The sequence below is a fragment of the Streptococcus sp. HF-1907 genome (genome assembly GCF_015594605.1).
In the GTDB taxonomy this organism is placed as follows: Bacteria; Bacillota; Bacilli; order Lactobacillales; family Streptococcaceae; genus Streptococcus.
The window spans coordinates 1-15,846 of sequence record NZ_JADNQT010000016.1 but is presented as its reverse complement, the minus strand read 5'-3'; the positions used below and the strand labels follow the sequence as shown (position 1 = coordinate 15,846).

The following is a 15,846-nucleotide window of genomic DNA, read 5'->3' as shown; positions in this document are numbered from 1 at the left end:
TCTTTTGTTTATTAGTAGAGCTGAGAGCCCTGTTTTATTTCCAAAGTTCTTGAACTTTAGCTTGAACTTCAGCATTGTCAAGGAACTCATCGTAGGTTTCGTCGATACGGTCGATAACACCATTCTTAGAAATAACAACGATGTGGTTAGCTAGGGTTTGAATAAATTCATGGTCGTGACTGGCAAAGATAATTGATCCTTTGAAGTCCTTGAGACCATCATTTAGGCTTGAGATAGATTCCAAATCCAAGTGGTTAGTAGGATCATCAAGGACAAGGACATTAGATTTAAGAAGCATGAGTTTTGATAACATCACGCGTACTTTTTCTCCCCCGGACAAGACGTTGACAGACTTGTTAACCTCATCACCTGAGAAAAGCATGCGACCCAAGAAGCCACGAAGAAAGGTATTGTCGTCTTCTTCTTTAGAAGCAAATTGGCGAAGCCATTCAAGGATTGATTCACCTGATGCAAAATCACGAGAATTATCTTTTGGAAGATAAGATTGACTGGTTGTGACACCCCATTTGACAGTGCCTTCGTAGTCAATATCATCCATAAGGGAACGGATAAGCGCGGTTGTCTGGATGTCATTTTGTCCGATAAAGGCAGTCTTGTCACCTGGACGAAGAATGAAGCTAATATTATCTAGAATCTTTTCACCGTCGATTGTAACTGAAAGATTTTCGACCGTCAATAGGTCATTTCCAATTTCACGTTCGGCGTTAAATTTCACGAATGGATATTTACGACTTGAGGGAACAATTTCTTCCAACTCAATCTTATCAAGCATTTTCTTACGAGATGTGGCTTGTTTAGATTTTGAGGCATTGGCAGAGAAACGAGCAACGAATTCTTGCAATTGTTTAATTTTCTCTTCGGCTTTAGCGTTGCGGTCAGCTTGCAAACGTGCAGCCAATTCTGATGATTCTTTCCAGAAGTCATAGTTACCAACGAAGAGTTTGATTTTACCGAAATCAAGGTCAGCCATGTGCGTACATACTTTATTCAAGAAGTGACGGTCATGGGAAACGACGATAACAGTATTTTCAAAGTCAATCAAGAAATCTTCTAACCAAGAGATAGATTGAATATCAAGACCGTTGGTTGGTTCGTCAAGAAGAAGTACATCTGGCTTACCAAAAAGGGCTTTAGCAAGAAGGACTTTCACCTTGTCACCGTTAGCAAGTTCGCTCATATTTTGATAGTGGAGATCTTCAGGAATGTTCAAGTTTTGGAGTAACTGCGAAGCTTCACTTTCAGCCTCCCAACCACCCAGCTCTGCAAATTCTCCTTCAAGTTCAGCAGCACGGACGCCGTCTTCATCAGAAAAATCTTCTTTCATGTAAATAGCATCTTTTTCTTTCATGATGCTGTAAAGTTTTTCATTTCCCATGATAACAACGTCAATCACACGCTCCTCTTCGTAGTCAAAGTGATTTTGACGAAGAACTGATAGACGTTCATCTGGTCCAAGAGCTACATGACCAGTTGATGGTTCAATGTCTCCTGCTAAGATTTTCAAGAATGTTGATTTACCAGCGCCATTAGCACCGATAAGTCCATAAGTATTACCTGCTGTAAAATTAATGTTGACATCGTCAAATAATTTACGATCACTAAAACGTAGTGAGACGTCTGAAACTGTTAACACATTGTCACCTCAATTTATTTATCTAAACTTCATTGTACATGAAAAAGCCCCTTTTTTCAATATAAAGGGGTGTTGATGCACGCTACATAGGAAGGATACTGTTTTCATCTAATTGGTACTGTTTGGTGAGGCTAAATCCTCGTCCCATAACTTGACTTGCAGGCATCACAATCATAAAGGCGATAGGATCGATTTGTTGAATATGTTTTTCTAGACTGGGCACTTCTTGGCGTGAGACGGTTGTCATGAGCATTGTTTGCTTGTTTCCCGTGAAACCACCACTAACTGGAATTTCCGTCACACCACGATCGGCATCTGAGGCAATGTAATGCTTGATCTCCGTGGCTTTAGTTGAAATAATCATAATATTCCGAGAAGAAGCGATACCAACTTGCATGCTATTAACCACGTAACTAATAATAACCAGTGCAATTATGGAATACATAACCGTTTCAATATCAAAGGCGATAAATCCCATAGCAACGCTAATGCCATCAATAATAGTCATAGAAATGGCTAAAGGAAGTGGAGAATATTTGTGGAGGATTTGAGTTAAAATACCAGTTCCTCCAGTCGAAGAATTCCCCCAAAAAACTAGGCCAAGACCAAAACCGCAAATCACTCCTCCAAAGACCGCTGCTAGCAGTGTATTATGGGTGAGTGTTGGGATATGCTCGGTTAATTTGACAAAAATGGAATAAATCCAAGAACCATAGATGGTCTTAAAGAAAATATCCTTACCTAAAAAGATATAACAGGCAAGAAGCAAGGGAAAATTGGCTATCATCACGAAATTTCCTGTGTTCCAGCCAAATAATTTTTGTAAACTAACTGCAAGTCCAACCACACCACCTGAAGCGATGTGATTGGCTAAAAATAGGCTATTAAAACCTATAGCAGCAATAAAAGAGCCTAGGGTTACTAGGCTGTAATCAATAAGTCTCTTTTTCATTTGTACACTACTCCAAATAAATTTACTTTCCTATTATGGCAAAAACTAAAATGGAGGTCAAGCCTCTTTTCCAATTGTTGTTGTTGTCTTGACAAAGTTCTCATAATTTCATAAAATGAAACTACAATCAGAAGAGTAATGTTAAAGTATTTTTAGAGAGCTGATGGATGCTGCAAATCAGTAATAACTTTAGGATGAATGGACTGGTCAAGAAATGAAGAGAAGCAATAATCTTCAGGTGTGGCACCCCTTATCGTGTCTTCCTTTGATAGAAGGAGTAGAGATGGCAGACTATAGGTCTGCTAACTGAGGTGGTACCGCGTATCAATTTGAAACGTCCTCACGTGCTTTTGTGCGTGAGTTTTTTATATTTAAAGGAGAAATCATGACAAAACCAATTATTTTGACGGGAGACCGTCCTACTGGAAGATTACACTTAGGTCACTATGTCGGCTCATTGAAGAATCGTGTACTTTTGCAAAATGAAAATAAGTATGATATGTTTGTCTTTTTGGCAGACCAACAAGCCCTAACTGACCATGCTAAGGAATCTGAAATTATCAAGGATTCTATCGGTAACGTCGCTTTGGATTATTTATCAGTTGGCTTAGACCCTGAGCAAGTAACGATTTTCATTCAAAGTCAAATTCCTGAACTAGCTGAATTGACAATGTACTATTTGAACTTAGTTTCAGTAGCTCGTTTAGAACGCAACCCAACAGTTAAAACTGAAATTGCTCAGAAAGGATTTGGGGAATCCATTCCGTCAGGATTCTTGGTTTATCCGGTCTCTCAAGCTGCTGATATCACAGCATTCAAGGCGAATTTTGTGCCTGTAGGAAATGACCAAAAACCAATGATTGAGCAAACTCGTGAGATTGTACGTTCATTTAATCATACCTATAAAACAGATGTTCTAGTGGAACCTGAAGGCATTTTCCCAGTTAACGAAGCAGCCGGTCGCCTTCCAGGTCTTGATGGCAATGCTAAAATGTCTAAATCTCTAGGAAACGGTATTTACCTTTCAGACGACGCAGATACTGTTCGTAAAAAAGTGATGAGCATGTACACTGACCCTAATCACATCCGTGTCGAAGATCCAGGACAAATTGAAGGCAATATGGTTTTCCATTACCTTGATATTTTTGGTTGTGAAGAGGACGCTGCAACCATCGTTGAGATGAAAGAACACTATCAAAAAGGTGGTCTTGGAGATGTTAAAACTAAACGCTACCTGCTTGAAATCTTGGAGCGTGAGTTGGCACCAATCCGTGAACGCCGCTTGGAGTATGCTAAGGACATGGGTGAAGTTTTCCGTATGCTTGAAAGAGGTAGTGAAAAAGCGCGTGCAGTAGCAGGACAAACTCTTTCAGAAGTGAAATCAGCCATGGGAATTAATTATTTCTAAAATCAAACCAATCGAGTAGCAGATGTTACTCGATTTTTAGTTAAAGCGAACGAATTTTCAGAAAAATAACGTTTTAAAGATATTTTTACAGAAAAGACGAATATAGCCCCGAAAAGCCTTTTTATATTAACCATATGAGTTGACAAATGAAATTGGCGTGATATGATATTAACAATATAAAATTACTGGTTACGGAATAGCTGGTAAATCAATAAGAAAAGAGGATTTATTTCATGTCAAATTGGGACACTAAATTTTTGAAAAAAGGGTTTACCTTTGATGACGTCTTGCTCATTCCTGCTGAAAGTCATGTACTTCCAAACGAAGTCAACATGCAAACAAAACTTACTGACAATTTGACATTGAATATTCCAATTATCACAGCTGCCATGGATACTGTCACTGACAGCCGTATGGCTATCGCCATTGCGCGTGCCGGTGGACTTGGTGTCATTCATAAAAATATGTCTATCCAAGAACAAGCTGAAGAAGTTCGTAAAGTTAAACGTTCAGAAAATGGTGTTATCATTGACCCATTCTTCTTGACTCCAGAAAATACTGTTTCTGAAGCGGAAGCTTTGATGCAGAACTATCGTATCAGTGGTGTGCCAATCGTTGAAACTTTGGAAAATCGTAAATTGGTTGGTATCATCACAAACCGTGACATGCGTTTTATCTCAGACTACCAACAACCAATTTCTACTTACATGACTAGTGAAGAATTGGTTACAGCGCCAATTGGCACTGATTTGGAAACAGCAGAGCGTATTCTTCATGAACACCGCATTGAAAAATTGCCATTGGTTGACGAAGAAGGTCGTCTCTCAGGTTTGATTACAATCAAAGACATTGAAAAAGTCATTGAATTCCCTAAAGCTGCTAAAGATGAATTTGGTCGTCTTTTAGTCGCCGGTGCTGTTGGTGTTACATCAGATACATTTGAACGTGCAGAAGCTTTGTTTGAAGCTGGTGCAGATGCTATCGTTATTGATACTGCTCACGGTCACTCAGCTGGTGTACTCCGCAAAATTGCAGAAATCCGTGAACACTTCCCAGACCGTACATTGATTGCTGGTAACGTTGCGACAGCTGAAGGAACACGTGCTCTTTACGAAGCTGGTGTTGATGTGGTTAAAGTTGGTATCGGACCTGGCTCAATCTGTACAACACGTGTGGTTGCCGGTGTCGGTGTTCCTCAAGTAACTGCCATTTACGATGCAGCAGCTGTTGCGCGTGAATACGGTAAGACGATTATCGCTGACGGTGGTATCAAGTATTCAGGAGACATCGTAAAAGCTCTTGCTGCGGGTGGAAATGCCGTCATGCTCGGCTCAATGTTTGCTGGTACTGATGAAGCCCCAGGTAAAACTGAAATCTACCAAGGTCGTAAATTTAAAACCTATCGTGGTATGGGCTCAATTGCAGCTATGAAGCAAGGTTCAAAAGACCGTTACTTCCAAGGCTCAGTCAACGAAGCTAATAAATTAGTTCCAGAAGGAATTGAAGGTCGTGTGGCTTACAAGGGTGCCGTTGCCGATATCGTTTTCCAAATGCTTGGCGGTATTCGTTCAGGTATGGGATATGTTGGTGCAGCAACTATCAAAGAACTTCATGACAATGCTCAATTCATTGAAATGTCAGGTGCTGGTTTGAAAGAAAGCCACCCACACGATGTTCAAATCACAAATGAAGCTCCAAACTACTCAGTACAATAATAATTATCAATGAAAGAAGCTGCTGTATGGTTAGCTTCTTTTTTGCGCCTAAAAACATGGAACGGATAGGATAAAATACTTGATTAAAAGAATAAATAGTTAACCATCCTGTTGTTAAAATGGAACGTTTATAGTAAGATAGTCTTATGGAAAATTACGGAAAATTATTCAAAGAATTGCGTGAAGAACGCGGATTGACCCTCAGTCGTGTTGCCAAGGATAGCAAAATTTCAAAGTCAACGCTGTCTCGTTTTGAAAATGGAGAAACTCAGCTAGCCATTGATAAGTTTGTTTCGGCTGTGACAGCTATGTCATTAGAGATTGATATCTCTGAAAATCATCAGAAAGTCACAGATATAGTAGCTACCCCAACTCAGCCAGAGGCTAGTGAAGAAAAACTATCAGAGGCTGTAGTAGAACCAACATTAGCTGAGAATCAATTGGTAGAATTAGAAACTCTCTACAATAATAAACAGATGGTAGAAATCTTCAGTTTTCAAAATAATTTGTCATATGATACAATAGAAAACAGTCTTTTAAAAATTCTAGCTAAGACTTTTATTTCTGATTTGGGGCTTGATATGGAGTTGCCAGCATCAGATATTGAAAAAGTCCGCCATTATATTGGGACAGAAAAATCGCAAACACGTTTTTATTTTAAAGTGTTAGGTTATTTTGATGATTTGATGACAGATGACTTACTGGAAATGGTTTTAGCGAATTTTAAACAAGACCAGTCAATTGATGTGAAGCCAATGATTCATTTTATCAATCAGCGATTATCGACTGCTCTGAACCAAAACCATCTGAAAGAAGCAGCTACCTTATCCAGTTTAATCAATCGTCTGACAGAGTAAATAAGCTTTACAGCAGTTGACAACCTATTATTTATTTTATAAAGGAGTTAACTGTGGAAGGTATATTATTCGCTCTAGTTCCAATGTTTGCATGGGGAAGTATTGGTTTTGTTAGTAACAAAATTGGTGGTCGCCCTGATCAACAGACTTTTGGAATGACTTTGGGGGCTCTTATTTTTGCTCTGGGTGTTTGGTTTGTTGTTCATCCAGAAATGTCAGTATCGCTTTGGATTTTTGGGATTCTTGGGGGTATCCTTTGGTCTATCGGTCAAAATGGTCAATTTCATGCCATGCAATATATGGGGGGTTCAGTAGCAAATCCCTTGTCTAGTGGTGCTCAGTTGGTTGTCGGTAGTTTAATTGGTGCCCTTGCTTTTCATGAATGGACAAAACCAATCCAGTTTGTTTTAGGACTTATTGCTCTGGTTCTTTTGGTTATTGGTTTCTATTTTTCTAGCAAGCAGGATAATTCGGAAATGGCTGCTGACAGTGGTCTTCTGGATTTCTCAAAGGGATTTCGGGCACTAGCTTATTCAACCGTCGGCTACATCTCTTACACTGTGCTTTTCAATAATATCATGAAATTTGATGCCTTGGCAGTTATATTGCCAATGGCTGTTGGAATGTGCTTGGGAGCGATGATTTTCATGAAATTTAAAATGAGCTTCGAGCCTGTTGTTTTGAAAAATGCATTTGTAGGGATTATGTGGGGAGTTGGTAATATTTTCATGTTACTTGCAGCCGCAAAAGCAGGTCTTGCTATTGCCTTTAGCTTTTCTCAGCTAGGTGTCATCATTTCAATTATCGGAGGTATCCTATTCTTAGGTGAGACAAAAACGAAGAAAGAAATCCGTTGGGTTGCCATCGGTATTCTGTGTTTTGTCGTCGGAGCAATTTTATTAGGCATTGTGAAATCCTATTAACAGGTTGACAATAGTGTAAATATAAAAAGAGCTGAGATTTATAGTCTCGGCTCTTTTAGATATCAATATCGCCATCATTTTTTTCTTCACTCAGCTGTCCACTCTGAATAGTAAAAATTTTAAGGTTTGCTGGTAAGTTAGATAAGTGCTCTAGGCTTGTTGTTGTGATGAATGTTTGGACATTATCTCTAATGGCTTCAAGGAGTTTTAGTTGCCGATGATTGTCTAGCTCGCTCATGACATCATCAAGTAACAAAATTGGCGAGTCTCCCGTAATTGATTTGATAAGTTCAATTTCGGCTAATTTCAAAGATAAAATTAAGCTCCGCTGTTGCCCCTGGCTACCGAAGGTGGCATTGATGTCATTGATAAAGAATGAAAGGTCATCGCGATGTGGTCCCACACCAGTATTTTTCTTAAAGAGATCACGCTGATGATTTTTAGTGAGTTGCTTGAGAAAATCTTGACGAATCGTGTCAACTTGATTGAACTTGACAGAGGCTAGGTATTTAATGGTGAGATGCTCTAGCTCCGTGCTAATAGTGAAATGATGCTTGTCAGCTTCTTGACTTAATTTCTCGATAAAATTTAAGCGGTGCTCCATAACTCGGCTACCGTAATCAGCTAATTGCTCATCGAGAACAGATAAAAAGGCCATATCAACAGTCTGAGCGGTTTTTAAATACGTGTTTCGCTGCCTAAGGACATGATTGTAATTAGATAGGTCTGATAGGTAAACTGGTTTTATTTGCCCTAAATCAATATCAAGAAATTTACGGCGTAGGCTAGGAGACCCTTTGACAAGTTGCAAATCCTCAGGAGCAAATAAGACAACAGTCATAGCTCCAATATAGTCAGAGAGTTTAGCTTGTTTGAGATGGTTGACCTTGGTAACTCTTCCTTTGTCAGATAGATTAATATCAAGAGTGATGGTTCCATTTTGTCGGACGATTTCACCAGATACCTGCACTTCTTTTTCATTAAAATGGATTAGTTCTTTGTCAGAACGCGTGCGGTGACTGCGTGTTAGGGATAAAAAATAGATAGCTTCTAGAAAATTGGTCTTTCCCTGAGCGTTGCGACCAAGAAAGACATTTAAATTGGGTGAAAAACTAGCTTTGGCGGAGTCGTAATTGCGGTAGTGTTTTAAGTTAATTTCTTTAATCCACATATTACATTCCTGGGAAACGTGGCTTTTGAGCTTTTGGTTTGGCTGTGACCTTGTTTTGCTGAGACTTAGTCTGCTTTTTAACCTTTTGGTTCATTTCTTTAACGATAGCTGCAACTCTTTGCTTTTCGGCTAGAGCCTCTTGATGCTCTTTTTTCTCAGCTTCGCTGGGTTCAACCAAAGTGATAGTCACTTCTTGTGCTGGGATACTGACAATATCGCCAAGGCGCAGCTTTTTCCCACGACGCTTCTCATCCTCACCATTAAATAGCACAGTTGTTTCAGCAAGAAAGCCTTTGATAGCTCCCCCACTTTGAATAATACCAAGCTCTTTAAGAAGGGACTGAAGGGTAATATAATCATCAAAAAGTTTGTAATCCATGCGTCTGCTCCATTTTTTTAAATTCAAGTAATTATAGCATAAAAATGATATAATCTTAGCTGATAATATACTCTAAAAGGAAGTATTATGAAAATTGTTGATGGTGTTCAGTTACATCTAATAAAAAATACTATTTTAAAAACCAATCATTTAACGTTTAGATTTTCGGGAGTTTTTTCTGAAAAAACAGTGGCTCGTCGCGTTTTGGTAGCTCAAATGCTAGCAACTGCCAATGCAGATTACCCAACGATAAAAGCTTTTCGTGAAAAATTGGCTTCTCTCTATGGCGCAAGCTTGTCAACCAAGGTGTCAACTAAGGGGCTGGTACATATCGTTGATATTGATATTATCTTCATTAAAGATAAATATGCCTTTACAGCTGAGAATCTCTTGGAAGAGGTGGTCACGTTTTTAGAAAGTATCTTATTTGCACCGCTGGTGTCAGTGGCCCAGTATCAATCTAAAATCTTTGATACTGAAAAATTAAATCTCATTCATTATTTGGAGACAGACAAAGAAGATAGCTTTTACAGTAGTGAATTGGCTCTACGCAAGCTATTTTATAGAAATCCCACCCTACAACTGTCTAAATATGGTGACGCTGAGCTTGTTACCGCAGAGAATTCTTTTACAGCTTATCAAGAGTTTCAAAAGATGTTGTCGGAAGATCAGTTGGATTTGTTTATTGCAGGTGAGTTTGATGATTACAGGATGTTGCAGGTAGTCAATAAAATGCCTTTTAAACCAAGGCAGGTCAATCTGACTTATTACTACCGACAAGATTATCAAAATGTCACCCGTGAGCTCTTGGACAAGCGTCCAGTTAATCAGTCTATTTTGCAACTTGGTTTTCATCATGAGCTTAGACCTCAAGATGATGATTATTTTGCACTGGTTGTGCTAAATGGCTTGCTCGGTTCATTTGCGCATTCTTTATTGTTTACAGAAATTCGAGAAAAAGAAGGACTGGCTTATACTATTGCCAGTCACTTTGATAGCTTTACAGGTTTGTTTACAATCTACGCTGGACTCGATAAAGAGCAACGCAACCGATTAGCGAGGTTAATCAATAAACAATTAGCAGATGTGCGATCAGGGAAATTTTCGATGGCCTTGGTCGGACAAACTAAAGAAATGTTAAAGACCAACCATCGCTTGTTGACGGATAATGTTAAATTTTTAATTGAACAGGCTTATAACGCCATGTATTTAGAAGGCATGCCTTCAACGGAAGAATGGTTGAACGGTGTTGATGCTGTAACGAAAAGTCAGTTGATGCGAGTAGCTGCTAGCCTGAAATTGCAAAGTCTTTACTTTTTAGAAGGAAATGAAGCATGATGTCTTATAATTACCCGACCATCGCAGAAACTCTTTATGTCAATCAATTACCAAATGGAATGATGGTCTATCTCATCCCTAAAAAACATTTTATGGAAACGACTGGGGTTTTGACAAGTCGTTTTGGATCACTTGACAATAAGTTTACAGCAATGGGACAAGCCTACCAGTATCCAGAAGGGGTGGCTCATTTTTTAGAACATAAACTATTTGAACTATCAGAAGGTCTAGATGCTGCAACGGAATTTACAAAATTGGGTGCAGAGAGCAACGCCTACACCACCGTCGATAAAACAAGTTTTTATTTTTCAACAACTGGGAATCTTTCAGAAAGTCTAGCGCTTCTGCAAGAATTTGTCATGTCAACGCACTTGACAGAAGAATCCGTCGATCGTGAAAAAGAAATTATTGGTCAAGAAATTGAAATGTATCAAGATGACGCTGATTTTCGACTCTACCAAGGTATCCTAGAAAATCTTTTTCCCAAAACAGCTTTGGCGGAGGATATTGCAGGAAGTCGAAATTCTGTCAATCAGATTTCAGTTAAGGATTTAGAAGAAAATCATCAGTTTTTCTATCACCCTTCTAATATGGAATTAGTTCTGGTTGGAGATTTTAAACCAGAGCAGATAATTGAAGAAATCAAGGTCCAACAAAACAAGGCTGAGCAAAGAGATTTTTTGCCACTTGAGCGACAGGCAATTGTTTATCATTCGGTCATCAAAAATCGTTCTATGCACATGGATGTGTCACTTCCTAAGTTGGCAGTCGGTTATCGCGGTCCGAAACCTGAAGGTGGTCGTTCATTATTAGAACAAAAGCTGAGCTTACAGCTATTTTTTACCATGCTGTTAGGCTGGACATCTGAGACCAATCAGGCTTGGTATGACAGCAGGCAAATTGATGATTCTTTTGATTTAGAGATAGAGGTCAAGGAGGAGTATCAGTATTTGATTATTTCCCTTGATACGATTGAACCCATTGCTATGGGGACACGCTTGAAGCAATTTTTGACTCACTTTGAGCGTTCTAAGGATTTGACGGAAGCTCATTTTCAGTTGTTGAAGCGTGAATTGTATGGTGACTTCTTACATAGTCTGGATTCTGTTGAGCATTTAGCTATGCAATTTGTGACCTATCACTTGGGTGAGGAAACTTATTTTGATGTGCCTAAACTCATAGAACAATTGACTTTAGAACAAGTTGTAGCGGTTGGTCGCGAGTTTTTAGCGTCAGCTGATGTCACCGATTTTACGATCTTTCCAAAATAATCGAAATTACTCCCATTTTTTGCTATAATAGAAGAGATAATTATTATAAATTAAAAGGAATTAAGATGGTAGAAAAAACGATAGGTGATCTCTTAAGAGAGAATCGGGTAAAGTCGCATTTGACTTTAAGCGATATCGAAGAGCGTTCAGGTATTCCTTCTCATTATTTATTGGCCTTAGAACTTGATCAATTTACAATCCTTCCTTCAGAATCTGTAGAGAGTTGTTTATTGAAGTATGCTAATTTAGTTGGTCTCTCTCCAGAAACTATTTTAGCGAAGTATCGTGGTGAGAAAGAGACGCCCCTTCCTAAGGAAGAACCCAAACAAGCAGTTACCCCAGAGGGCACATTCCCAGATAAGGCTGAGTCCCCTCAAATTGCTGAAGAACCTGAAGCTCCCGTAGTTTCAGTCACTACTGAGGAGGAGAAGGCTTCAGAAGAAGATTCGTCTGAAAAAGGCTCTTACAAGCCAATCACAGGGACGAGGTCAAGCCGTTATCGCCAAACGGAGCCATCCAAAGGTAATTCTTGGCCAATTGTTGTTCTGAGTGCAGTAGCAGCAGCTATTCTAGCTTTTGTTGCCTACACGGTTTGGACTCAAACTAGCCAAGGTCAAAAAACGACAGCTAGCTCTTATTCTGTGACGAGTAATCAATCAAGCAGTTCTTCGTCAACGGCTTCCTCATCAACTAGCGAATCCAGCTCTTCTCAAGCACCAACGATTACAACAGAAGGTAGTGGTAATCAGCTGATGGCAACGATTTCTGGAGCGACGGCACCTGTAGAAGTTTCTATTAGTTATAATGGTCAATCTGGAAGTTGGGTTTCGGTAACGAACACAGAAGCTGGCAGTACAGAGGCTACCTTGAATTCGGCAAATCCAACTTTGACAGCTAACTTAGCTTCGGGGACAACTTCATCAGTTATTACTCTAGGAATGACTGAGGGAATTAGTATCACAATTAACGGTCAAACACTTGATATGTCAGCTCTGACAGTTTCTGACTTGACTTACATTACCTTAACAATTCAATAAGGGGACATCATGTTCAAAAAAGAAAATATTCCTAATTTATTAACGGTAGCACGCATTATTTTGATTCCAGTCTTTCTAATCATGACTTCAATCTCAGCGTCACTCCCTTGGCACATTGCCGCAGCTGTTGTATTTGCAGTGGCTAGCATCACTGATTATTTGGATGGTTATCTTGCTCGTAAGTGGCACGTGGTTACAAATTTTGGTAAATTTGCGGATCCTTTAGCTGATAAGATGTTGGTTATGAGTGCCTTCATTATGCTTGTTGGTTTAGGGATGGCTCCCGCTTGGGTGGCAGCAGTCATTATTTGCCGTGAATTGGCTGTGACAGGTCTTCGTCTCTTGCTCGTTGAAACAGGTGGTACGGTTTTAGCGGCAGCTATGCCTGGTAAAATTAAAACTGCAACTCAAATGTTTTCTGTTATTTTGTTGCTCTGCCATGTAACTCTAATCGGACAAGTGATGCTCTACATCTCACTCTTCTTTACAATCTACTCAGGATACGATTACTTTAAAGGAGCAGGTTTCCTCTTTAAAGATACCTTTAAATAAAGATGACAAATATTATTGAAGTTAAGAATCTAGCTTTCAAATATGAAGAAAGTCAGGATTTTTATACCCTTGATAAGGTTTCGTTTCACGTGAAACGAGGTGAATGGCTGTCTATTATTGGGCATAACGGGTCTGGGAAATCTACCACTGTTCGTTTGGTTGATGGGCTGTTGGAGGCTGAGTCTGGTCAAATTATTATTGACGGTCAGGTTTTGACAGAAGATAATGTCTGGAAAATGCGCCATAAAATCGGAATGGTTTTTCAAAACCCAGATAACCAGTTTGTTGGAGCGACAGTTGAAGACGATATTGCCTTTGGGCTAGAAAATAAAGGTATCCCCTTATCTGAGATGAAAGAACGTGTTGCGGATGCTTTAGAATTAGTTGGCATGTCGACTTTTAAAGACCGCGAGCCAGCTCGTTTGTCTGGCGGTCAGAAGCAACGTGTTGCCATTGCTGGCGCTGTTGCTATGAGACCAAATATTATTATTTTGGATGAGGCAACGAGTATGCTGGACCCAGAAGGTCGTCTAGAATTAATCAACACCATAAAAACAATTCGTGACCAGTACAATCTGACAGTTATTTCCATTACACATGATTTGGACGAAGTCGCACTCAGTGACCGTGTCCTCGTGATGAAATCAGGACAAGTTGAATCAAGCTCAACACCGAGTGAATTATTTGCTCGTGGTAATGAGCTAATGACATTAGGTTTGGATGTCCCTTTCTCTATGCGTTTAATGCAAGAGCTGAACCAAGCAGGTTTGAAAATGGGAGACGTCTATCTTACAGAAAAGGAATTAGAAAAAGAATTATGGGAATTCATCTCAAGCATGTAAGTTATACCTATCAAGCAGGCACCCCTTTTGAAGGGCGTGCCCTTTTTGACATTAACCTTGAGATTAAGGATGGCTCTTATACTGCTTTTATTGGGCATACAGGTTCAGGAAAATCGACAATCATGCAATTGTTGAACGGCTTGCATGTTCCGACACAAGGGCAGGTTGAAGTAGACGACATTGTTATCACCGCCAAATCAAAAAATAAAGACATTAAGCCTGTCCGTCAGAAGGTTGGACTGGTTTTCCAATTTCCAGAGAGCCAGCTGTTTGATGAGACCGTCCTTAAAGATGTAGCCTTTGGTCCTCAAAATTTTGGAGTTTCTAAAGAAGAAGCAGAGCGATTGGCTAGAGAAAAATTAGCTCTTGTTGGTATTTCAGAGGATTTATTTGATAAAAATCCTTTTGAATTATCAGGTGGACAGATGCGTCGAGTGGCTATCGCAGGCATTCTGGCTATGGAGCCAAAGGTTCTTGTTCTTGATGAACCAACTGCTGGTTTAGACCCAAAAGGTCGCAAGGAGTTAATGACTCTTTTTAAAAACTTACACCAGCAAGGTATGACCATTGTTTTAGTAACACATCTCATGGACGATGTTGCTGACTATGCTGATTATGTCTATGTGCTAGAGGCAGGCAGGATAGTCTGTTCAGGTGAGCCTAAGACCGTTTTCCAAGGAGTTGATTTTTTGGAGAGTAAGCAGCTGGGAGTGCCTAAGATTACTAAGTTTGCTCAGAGATTGGTGGCGCGTGGTTTACAATTAGAGTCACTTCCTATTACTATAGAAGAATTTACTCAGGAGGTGAGTCATGGATAAACTTATTTTAGGGCGCTATGTTCCTGGAAACTCACTGATACACCACCTAGACCCGCGCAGCAAGCTGTTAGCAATGATTATCTTTATCATGATTGTCTTTTGGGCTAACAACTTGGTGACCAACCTCATCATGCTAGCCTTCACGCTACTAGCAGTCCTCCTATCCAAAATCAAACTTTCCTTCTTCCTCAACGGCGTCAAACCAATGATTGGAATCATCCTCTTCACAACCTTCTTTCAGATGTTTTTCACTCATGGTGGTGATACTCTCTTTCTCCTTTGGATTTTTAAGGTCACGACCTACGGTCTCAATCAAGCTGCGCTGATTTTCATGCGTTTCTTGCTGATTATTTTCTTTTCTACTTTATTGACTTTGACGACAACCCCGCTGAGCTTGTCGGATGCGGTTGAGGCTCTCCTAAAACCACTAGAGCCTCTCAAAGTTCCAGCTCACGAAATAGGTCTCATGCTATCACTCAGCTTGCGCTTTGTTCCAACTTTGATGGACGACACGACACGAATCATGAATGCCCAGCGTGCGCGTGGTGTTGATTTTGGAGAAGGCAATCTGATTCAGAAGGTCAAATCAATCATTCCAATTCTTATTCCTCTCTTTGCCTCTAGTTTTAAACGTGCAGATGCCCTAGCCATTGCCATGGAAGCTCGTGGCTATCAGGGAGGAAATGGTCGAACCAAGTATCGTATTTTACAGTGGAAACTGCAAGATACCGTCACCATTTTTGTGATGTTCAGCTTAGCAGCTCTGCTATTTTTTCTTAAATCAAACTAAAACGCCCCTAGATGTACTGACCCCAAAAAGTTAGACATTTAATTTATCCAAAGGATTTAGTTCTGTATTGCACAGGACTGAGTCCTTTTAATTTTACCTTAATTCGTTTGTTGTTGTAATAATCAATATAGTCTACAAT

Annotated in this window: 16 protein-coding genes; 11 read left to right on the top strand and 5 right to left on the bottom strand. The window is 39.7% G+C overall.

Features of this window, described 5'->3' with window-relative positions:
- Positions 1-34 precede the first annotated feature (34 nt).
- Together IYQ92_RS08395 and IYQ92_RS08390 are read right to left on the bottom strand one after the other, a co-directional pair.
- Positions 35-1,654, bottom strand: coding sequence for an ATP-binding cassette domain-containing protein (locus IYQ92_RS08395; protein WP_195676240.1), 1,620 nt, complete (start codon positions 1,652-1,654; stop codon positions 35-37).
- A gap of 82 nt (positions 1,655-1,736) precedes the next feature.
- Entirely contained in the window at positions 1,737-2,606 is an 870-nt protein-coding gene (locus IYQ92_RS08390) for a YitT family protein (RefSeq protein ID WP_195676239.1), read from the bottom strand.
- A 385-nt stretch (positions 2,607-2,991) separates the two neighbouring features.
- Between IYQ92_RS08390 and trpS the strand changes: the two genes are divergently transcribed.
- The 4 genes from trpS (at position 2,992) to IYQ92_RS08370 (ending at position 7,509) form a co-directional block, all read left to right on the top strand.
- Positions 2,992-4,014, top strand: a complete 1,023-nt coding sequence (trpS, locus tag IYQ92_RS08385) for a tryptophan--tRNA ligase (RefSeq protein ID WP_195676238.1) — start codon at positions 2,992-2,994, stop codon at positions 4,012-4,014.
- Between the two features lie 233 nt (positions 4,015-4,247).
- Positions 4,248-5,729, top strand: a complete 1,482-nt coding sequence (guaB, locus tag IYQ92_RS08380; protein WP_195676237.1) for an IMP dehydrogenase — start codon at positions 4,248-4,250, stop codon at positions 5,727-5,729.
- Positions 5,730-5,875: 146 nt separating this feature from the next.
- Entirely contained in the window at positions 5,876-6,586 is a 711-nt protein-coding gene (locus tag IYQ92_RS08375) for a helix-turn-helix domain-containing protein (RefSeq protein WP_195676236.1), read from the top strand.
- Between the two features lie 53 nt (positions 6,587-6,639).
- Complete coding sequence (locus tag IYQ92_RS08370; RefSeq protein ID WP_195676235.1) at positions 6,640-7,509, top strand: GRP family sugar transporter; 870 nt, start codon at positions 6,640-6,642, stop codon at positions 7,507-7,509.
- A gap of 55 nt (positions 7,510-7,564) precedes the next feature.
- Here IYQ92_RS08370 and recF read toward each other — a convergent pair whose 3' ends face one another.
- Together recF and yaaA are read right to left on the bottom strand one after the other, a co-directional pair.
- A complete protein-coding gene (gene recF, locus IYQ92_RS08365; RefSeq protein WP_195676234.1) occupies positions 7,565-8,680 on the bottom strand; it encodes a DNA replication/repair protein RecF in 1,116 nt (371 codons plus the stop codon).
- A 1-nt stretch (position 8,681) separates the two neighbouring features.
- Entirely contained in the window at positions 8,682-9,059 is a 378-nt protein-coding gene (gene yaaA, locus IYQ92_RS08360; RefSeq protein WP_195676233.1) for a S4 domain-containing protein YaaA, read from the bottom strand.
- Positions 9,060-9,146: 87 nt separating this feature from the next.
- Between yaaA and yfmF the strand changes: the two genes are divergently transcribed.
- The 7 genes from yfmF (at position 9,147) to IYQ92_RS08325 (ending at position 15,707) form a co-directional block, all read left to right on the top strand.
- Entirely contained in the window at positions 9,147-10,397 is a 1,251-nt protein-coding gene (yfmF, locus tag IYQ92_RS08355; protein WP_195676232.1) for an EF-P 5-aminopentanol modification-associated protein YfmF, read from the top strand.
- Positions 10,394-11,668, top strand: a complete 1,275-nt coding sequence (gene yfmH, locus IYQ92_RS08350) for an EF-P 5-aminopentanol modification-associated protein YfmH (RefSeq protein ID WP_420705756.1) — start codon at positions 10,394-10,396, stop codon at positions 11,666-11,668. The genes yfmF and yfmH overlap by 4 nt, the downstream gene beginning before the upstream one ends.
- A gap of 65 nt (positions 11,669-11,733) precedes the next feature.
- Positions 11,734-12,705, top strand: a complete 972-nt coding sequence (locus IYQ92_RS08345) for a helix-turn-helix domain-containing protein (protein ID WP_267490056.1) — start codon at positions 11,734-11,736, stop codon at positions 12,703-12,705.
- A gap of 9 nt (positions 12,706-12,714) precedes the next feature.
- Entirely contained in the window at positions 12,715-13,257 is a 543-nt protein-coding gene (pgsA, locus tag IYQ92_RS08340) for a CDP-diacylglycerol--glycerol-3-phosphate 3-phosphatidyltransferase (RefSeq protein ID WP_195676230.1), read from the top strand.
- 2 nt (positions 13,258-13,259) lie between these two features.
- Entirely contained in the window at positions 13,260-14,099 is an 840-nt protein-coding gene (locus IYQ92_RS08335; RefSeq protein WP_195676229.1) for an energy-coupling factor ABC transporter ATP-binding protein, read from the top strand.
- Positions 14,075-14,917, top strand: coding sequence for an energy-coupling factor ABC transporter ATP-binding protein (locus tag IYQ92_RS08330; protein WP_195676228.1), 843 nt, complete (start codon positions 14,075-14,077; stop codon positions 14,915-14,917). The genes IYQ92_RS08335 and IYQ92_RS08330 overlap by 25 nt, the downstream gene beginning before the upstream one ends.
- Positions 14,910-15,707: an energy-coupling factor transporter transmembrane component T family protein gene (locus IYQ92_RS08325; protein WP_195676227.1), complete on the top strand. Its 798-nt coding sequence runs from the start codon at positions 14,910-14,912 to the stop codon at positions 15,705-15,707. Before IYQ92_RS08330 ends, IYQ92_RS08325 begins: the two co-directional genes overlap by 8 nt.
- 43 nt (positions 15,708-15,750) lie before the next feature.
- Here the strand turns inward: IYQ92_RS08325 and IYQ92_RS08320 are convergent.
- Positions 15,751-15,846: IS3 family transposase (locus IYQ92_RS08320; protein ID WP_133162783.1), on the bottom strand; the 96-nt coding region annotated here is incomplete at its 5' end.